Origin of the sequence: Thermoleptolyngbya sp. M55_K2018_002 (genome assembly GCF_015295965.1) — a bacterium.
In the GTDB taxonomy this organism is placed as follows: Bacteria; Cyanobacteriota; Cyanobacteriia; order Elainellales; family Elainellaceae; genus Thermoleptolyngbya; species Thermoleptolyngbya sichuanensis.
The window spans coordinates 1-6558 of record NZ_DVEA01000051.1; the positions used below are offsets into that span (position 1 = coordinate 1).

Genomic DNA, 6558 nt, shown 5'->3' on the forward strand with positions numbered 1-6558 from the left:
GCAACTCGCTGTCCTGGTTTAATTGAGAGGTTAAAGTTTTCAATCAGCGGCGGTGCAGTGCGGCTATAGCCAAAGGTGAGGTTGTGAATGTCTAGATAGCCTTCAAGTTTGGTGAGGGCGGGAGAGGCGGCGAGAGAATGGGGCTGTTCCGAAGCAGGAGTGGCGTGAGACATGGCAGGTGAGTTGTAGGTGGGTGTCATGTGCTGTTCTAAAAGCGGATCTTTGGGATTCTGCAAGACATCATCCAGGCGGGTCAGCGTCCCTTCCAAATCTTGAAAATCGCCGCCCAGCCGAATCAGTTGACTGACAGGCTGCATGAACTGCTGAATCAAGGATTGAAACGCCACCAGCATCCCGATGCTGAGGTAGCCCTCCATAACGCGGAAACCACCGACAACGAGCAGCAGCATGGTGCTGAGGCTGGTCAGAAACGTAGGCAACACGCCGAGCTTTTGATTGAGGCTATCCATGTCCTGACGCGCATTCAGTAGCTTGGCATAGTAGCCGGCCCAGCGCGTGAAAAAGTCTGATTCTAGACCGGATGCCTTGAGCGTTTCGATACTTTGCAAGCCAGACATTGCCACGCCGTTTACCTTGCCCTGTTCTTGCATCAGCCGGAGATTGGTATCGGTACGGAAGCGAGATACCGCCTGTAATGCCAGCAGGTTAATACAAACGAACGCGACTCCGATTAGCGTGAGGATGCTGTCGTATTGCCACATGACCAGTCCATAGAAGATGACCATGACCGCAGAGATTACCGTCGTTGCAAGCTGACCCGACAGCAAGCCTGCCAGACGATCGTTTAGCTGAACGCGGCTGCTAATTTCACCCGCAAAGCGCTGATCATAAAAGCTAACCGGAAGGTAAAGCAGATGCCAGAGAAAACGGCTGGACATCCCCATTGCCAGCTTGACTCGCAAACGGCGGAGTAGCTGAAGTTGCAAGCGTGTGAGCAGCCCGGTGACTGCCGCAGTGAATAGCATCATGAACACCAGCGGACGCAGCCAGTCCTGTCGTCCTTTCAGCAGCACCTCGTCCACAAACACTTGAGAGAAGGCGGGCATTGCTAGCCCAGGCAACACCAGCAGAAATCCTACGGCAACACAGAACATCAGCGAACCGACGGAACCCCGCAGCCGCTGCTTTAGCGCCCGCAACACGCTTGGTTTTTGTCCACCTTTTTGAAACTCAGCACCCGGCGCAAAGGTCAGCACTACGCCCGTAAACGCTTCGCTGAATTCGTCCAAAGAAACAGTGCGCGGGCCCGTTGCCGGATCGTTCAAATAGACCCGCTGGCGATGGAACCCTTGCACGACCAAAAAATGGTTGAAATTCCAGTAGACGATAAACGGTGGCTTTAGCCGTTGCAGTCCGGCAAGATCTAGCTTGAAGCCTTTTCCATCCAGCCCATAGCTGCGGGCGGCGTTGAGTAAGTTCGAGGCTTTGCTGCCGTCGCGAGAGATGCCACAGGCTTGACGTAATTCTGCAAGAGAGGCGATCGCCCCGTGATAGGCCAACATCATCGCCAGCGATGCGGCTCCGCATTCCACCGCCTCCATTTGCAGCACCGTGGGAACGCGATAGATGCGGCCGTGCCCCCAGAGGGTAGTGGGCAGTTGCCGAAGCGTGTGCGGAAGCTGGCGGAGGTGTTGGGGAAGCTGTTTGCAGTGCTGGGAAGCCTGCTGGAGGGCTTGGGAAACCTTTTGAAATCGCTGGGCCCAGCTTGGGGGGGAAGGTTGTAGAAGTTGTAGAGTCATGCTAGGCAGTGTCTTAAAACTTTCTAGGTCGTTGATTGCCTTGAGTCGATTCCCCTAAATCCCCCTTACTAAGGGGGACTTCCGGAGTGGTTCGGCTCGATTCCTTGTTAAGGGGGGCTAGGGGGGATCGAAGAGTTTTAAAGTACGCCCTAGCTCATCCCCGTCAGCGATTTGAAAATGGGCAGCACGTAGGAAATGGGCGATCGCGCTTCGGTGGTGATGCGCCCGGTCGCTGTTGTGCCTGCTGTAATCGCCTGGCGCGGCCCGTGGGAAGACGACCAGACATACTGAAGCGTGTCGTCAGACTGCCGCCCCGATTCGCGGGTTTCCAGCCGCACGAAAACAGCCAGATGGGGCTGCTCATTCATCAAGGCAGGTAAGATATCGGGATTACCGACCAGACTGGCGGCTCCGGCCCGAGTCAGCGGAAACTTGGAGACCTCAAACACCCGCCCTTGAATGCCGCCATACTCTTCCCGTTTAACGGTGGTAGGCGTAAGCTGTACGGCCATCCCTGGCATAATTTTCTTACCTTCGCTGACGGGTAAGAACATCACCCCAACCAGCGGCGTAGCATCGCCCTGAGCCGACAGCGTGAGGATGCTTGCGCCCGCCTCCATCCGCTCGCCCGGTTTGGCAGAGACTTCTAGCACCTGCCCGTCGTAGGGACTGGTGATTTCGCTATTTTTCTGAAGCTGTAGCTCTAGCTGGGCGATCGCCCGCTGGGTTTCCTGGATCTCCTTTTGCCGCGCCGTATTGGCGATTAAATCCTGCTCTCGTCGCGCCGCCGCCTGGGTTTCCAGGTTCTTAATCTGCGCCTGCAACTCATTACTCTGGTTTTCGCTGCGGAGATACTCACGCTGGGCATCGGCTTCCTTTACGTCAAGCTGCTTGAGTTGGGATTCTGCCTGATTTAGCTGGGCGCGGGCGTTGAGGTATTCCTGCTCTGCTTGTAGCACCATATCGCGAGACAGTGCGCCTTCTTCGTGGGCTGTTTGGCGAGCTTGCCAACGCTGTTCGTAGGTGGGCAACTGGTCGCGCAGGGCTTGGAGCCGCTGTTCTAGCGCAATCCGCTCCTGCTGAATGGCTTCGATGCCCTTTTCGCGGATGACGGGCGTGAGGGATTGCACCGTGCGTAGGCTCTGCTGGAGTGCCTGCCGCTGTTGGGCGATCGCCGCCTGTTCAAAGCGATCGCGCTGAAGTTGGGCGGTGCGGGCTTCCTCATCCTGCCGCTGAAGTTGGGCCAGCTTTTCTCGCGAAAGCTGCAACTGCTGTTTGATCTCTGACTGATCCACCGTTGCCAGTACGTCACCCGGCTGGACGCGATCGCCCATTCGCACAGGCAGCGTCAGCAAACGCCCAGACGTGGGAACCTGAACGCGAATGATTTGACTCGGATCAACGCGCCATTGATCCGGCCCCAACTGGGCAACGGGAAGGGGCACTAAAACCCCCTGTCCTGGAACAGTAATGGGAATGCGACCCAGCACGCTCCAGACCGCACCGCCGATCACAATCGTACCCAGCGCGAGTAAGGACAGCCAGCGCTTGGGACTGACAACCTGCACCAGTTGATCGAGTTGCTCTGGGGAAGCGCTCCGCTCCAGCGCCTCGGTGCGAAACAGCTTGTTCTTTGCAGGGGACGTTGCATTTGAGGACTTTGCATTTGAGGTCTTTGCATTTGCTGGAGATGGACTCGCAGATGCATGACTGCCTAATGAACTAGATAAAGAATCTGGCAAACGATTTTCTGGCATTACCATTGCAAGTCCCTCCCGTTTTCTTGTTGCGCCTGGATTCGCTTGAGCAGCCACTCGAACCGCGCTTCGGCAAGAGAAATGCGGGTCAGTAAACGGCTACTCAAATCGTCGCGATCGCCCATCGGTTCCGCCCTTTCATCTGCGGAACCCAGGGTTGCAGCATAAAGCTGATGCAGCATTGCCTCATATTCCGTAGCGAGTAATGTTGCCAGCACCCGGTAAAATCGCGCAGCAAAGCTAGGATCGTAGAGCAGTTTTGCCGCCAGTCGCCAGCGCGGAATCGACAACACCTGCGAATCGCGCAGAGCGCTGGCACAGAGCGTTAGGTCATGGGCATTGACCAACTGCATCTCGCCCACCAGATCGCCCCGCGACAGCCGTGCAATTTCTTGATGGGGTGCAGAGGGATTTTCAGCAGGCGCAAGCGTTTGGGCAATCAGGCTAGACATTTCGACAGGCTGGCTCAGCAGCAGCGCTCCCTCCAGGACAATATGCAACGCATCGGGCGATCGCCCCGTAGACAGCAGCACCGTCTGCGCTGGCAGGGATTGAACCATTCCCACCGTTGCCAGCCAGTCCAGATCGCTGTCCTGCAATTCGGCAAATAAGGTAATGGATTGTCGCAAGGGCGATCGCCGGACGGGAAGGTTCTGATACTCAAACTCGCGCACCAGCCGCCGATTTCGAGCCGACATCAGCAGCGCAACGGTTCGATAAAACCGGGATGCAAAGCTTGTGTCTTCTTGGAGCTTTTGTAGCAGCACGGCACGTGGAATGCAAAGAACCTGGCACGGAGACTCAGAAATGACTGAGTAAGGAAGCGATCTGGAATCTAGAATCGTCGCGAGACTGGCAAAGTCACCCGGCAGGATTTGCGAAAGGGTGGTGATTGTCCATGATATTGCCCCTGATTCGGCAGAGGAGGGCTTCTCGGACGAGTAGGCGATTGCCTCTTGCCGGATCGGTGCGGCGATCGCCACCATGCCTTCGAGAATCAAAAACACATGGTCAGACGGCTGATCAGAATCCACCAAAAGCGTTTCTGCGGGAACGCTGTGATACACGGCGGCTTGCACTAGCCAGTTCAAATCTGAGGAACCTAGTTCCTCAAGCAACAAACAAGTCATTGACAACCTCCCGATCGCCATGAGAGCAAGAAATAAGGAATGGACAAGATCCAGTCTTTAATGGCCAAACAGCCTGCCAATGCTGGACAATGCTTTCATCAGGCTATTCGTTGAGTCGAATCCCGTCAGATGAATCTGGAATACGGAGAAGCGCGTCTGCGAAGACTGGCTGGCTTGCGACAGAGCCGCGTAGTCCGACTCAGTAGATACCAAAGACAGTTCATCGCTGCCATCAAATCTAACCAGGGTGAGGGATAAATCGACCCCGCCTGAAATTTGCTCTAGATCTTGCTCTGACAACTCGACGGGAGCAGCGGTGGATGGGGGCGGTTCCGCCGGATAAAACTGAGGCGCATGAGACATGGGACTGTCCGAATTCAACACTTAGGCGTTTTACTGCACGGGGTCACACTGGCGCGTTGATCGACATTCAACACTTAGGCGTTTTACTGCACGGGGTCACACTGGCGCGTTGATCGACTCAAAAGGGCGATCGCACGACACCAGCAGTGACCCCTGTGGGCCTATCTATTTACCGAGAGACGTGAATCGATTTGCGCCAGAAATCGTGCGCTCGAAGTCGAGGGTCGAAATCGTGCCGCTACCATTTGGGCCCGCAAAGGTCGCCTGGCCCAGAGACAGCCGTTCTTGCCCAAAGAAACTGGATGACCCGTCCATCAGGCTGCTGAAATCGCCCAGGCTCAGACCGCCCGCGCACTCATCCAGATCAGCCTCAGAAAGTTCGGTCATGGCCTGGTCGCTGGGGGGAATCTCCTCGATATAGGTTGCAGTGAACCGTTCGGTTTGCATCGATTCCATGTAGATTTCTCCTTAATGTAAGGTCGGATAATCGGGAGGCGGTCTCGCCCTCCCGTACTGCCATATTTTTGGCGGCTGGAAGGGTATACAGATTTTGGATTTTGGATTGATGATTTTGGATTGATGATTTTGGATTAGCAATCTGGCTGGCAGGTTGAGTTCTGAGGGTTTGAATAGGTAAGCTTAGATAAAAAAGCGATCGCCCTCCGAAAAGAGCGATCGCCATTTACTTGTGTGGGAAATTTGGGTAAGAATCTGCTGGAACGTTCGTCAGGCGCTCAGGAAACTGATCTAGAACCGCCTAGTTTAGATAGCCAGAACGTTCTCAGGAACAAAGCTGGGCTTTGCTTCGGCGCGATATTGTGCGCCGCGATAGGTCAGATTTACAAACACCTGTGTAGGCAGTTTAGAGGGGGAGTGCATCGTCATCTCTGCGCCGCGATAGCAGCCGTTGAAGCTTTGGCTGGTGGTGGGCAGTTGGTTGCTGGCGATGTATTCGGTGCCACGGTAGGTCAGATTCATGGTTGTGTCTCCTGGAAGTGAGGTGGTGTGAGGTGCGTTTCGTTCGATGCTTTGGTTATAGAGCGATCGCCCCGGTCAGCGCGATACTGAAAAGTTAAGGACTTTTTTCCGGCTTAACTCCTTAACTTTTCTGAATAGAGCGATCGCCCTTTTAGTCCTATAAATAATTTATGGCTCCAACGCGATAGCTCGTCAGCCAGAGGTATGCCTCGACACCACTCTATACCTTCCTCTACAACTCCCTCTATAACCCCCTCCAAACGCTCCCATGTTCTACACCACTGACGCTCCCGGACTGTCAATCAATGCCTCACCCGACCCGGCCCCATTCTCTGTCGCAGAAAAATCCAGCCACCCCGCAGAAGTAGAGCATGGCGGCTGGATCGGGTTTGCTGTCCTGGCAATGCTGATGGCGCTGGGCTTTGCGGGTTTGACCTTCGGCTCTATCAAACTCGCCGAGGGAGCCATCCTATCCCAGCAGAGCATCGTTGGCCCTGCCCTAATGCGTTAAGAGGGTGTTTGAAAAGGTATCGCCTGTAATGTTAAGCACTCAGAGATCTCCCCTAGCCC

The 6558-nt window shown here is 55.1% G+C and carries 7 protein-coding genes; 1 reads left to right on the forward strand and 6 read right to left on the reverse strand.

Going from position 1 to position 6558, the window contains the following annotated elements; translation table 11 throughout:
• The 6 genes from IGS51_RS02350 to IGS51_RS02375 all read right to left on the reverse strand — a co-directional run.
• Window positions 1-1562 (reverse strand): cysteine peptidase family C39 domain-containing protein (locus IGS51_RS02350; protein WP_367279236.1); only part of this gene is annotated, 1562 nt, incomplete at its 3' end.
• A 347-nt stretch (window positions 1563-1909) separates the two neighbouring features.
• Window positions 1910-3523 (reverse strand): NHLP bacteriocin system secretion protein, encoded by a 1614-nt coding sequence (locus IGS51_RS02355; RefSeq protein ID WP_297075397.1) that lies wholly within the window; start codon window positions 3521-3523, stop codon window positions 1910-1912.
• Complete coding sequence (locus tag IGS51_RS02360) at window positions 3517-4647, reverse strand: cyclic nucleotide-binding domain-containing protein (RefSeq protein ID WP_297075399.1); 1131 nt, start codon at window positions 4645-4647, stop codon at window positions 3517-3519. The genes IGS51_RS02355 and IGS51_RS02360 overlap by 7 nt, the downstream gene beginning before the upstream one ends.
• Window positions 4648-4704: 57 nt before the next feature.
• A complete protein-coding gene (locus tag IGS51_RS02365) occupies window positions 4705-5010 on the reverse strand; it encodes a hypothetical protein (RefSeq protein ID WP_297075402.1) in 306 nt (101 codons plus the stop codon).
• Window positions 5011-5175: 165 nt separating this feature from the next.
• Window positions 5176-5466, reverse strand: coding sequence for a CTB family bacteriocin (locus IGS51_RS02370; protein WP_297075405.1), 291 nt, complete (start codon window positions 5464-5466; stop codon window positions 5176-5178).
• A 306-nt stretch (window positions 5467-5772) separates the two neighbouring features.
• Window positions 5773-5988 carry a DUF4278 domain-containing protein gene (locus IGS51_RS02375; protein ID WP_297075406.1) on the reverse strand — a complete coding sequence of 72 codons (216 nt, stop codon included), beginning with the start codon at window positions 5986-5988 and terminating at the stop codon, window positions 5773-5775.
• A gap of 268 nt (window positions 5989-6256) precedes the next feature.
• Between IGS51_RS02375 and IGS51_RS02380 the strand changes: the two genes are divergently transcribed.
• Entirely contained in the window at window positions 6257-6499 is a 243-nt protein-coding gene (locus IGS51_RS02380; protein ID WP_297075408.1) for a hypothetical protein, read from the forward strand.
• Window positions 6500-6558: the final 59 nt, after the last annotated feature.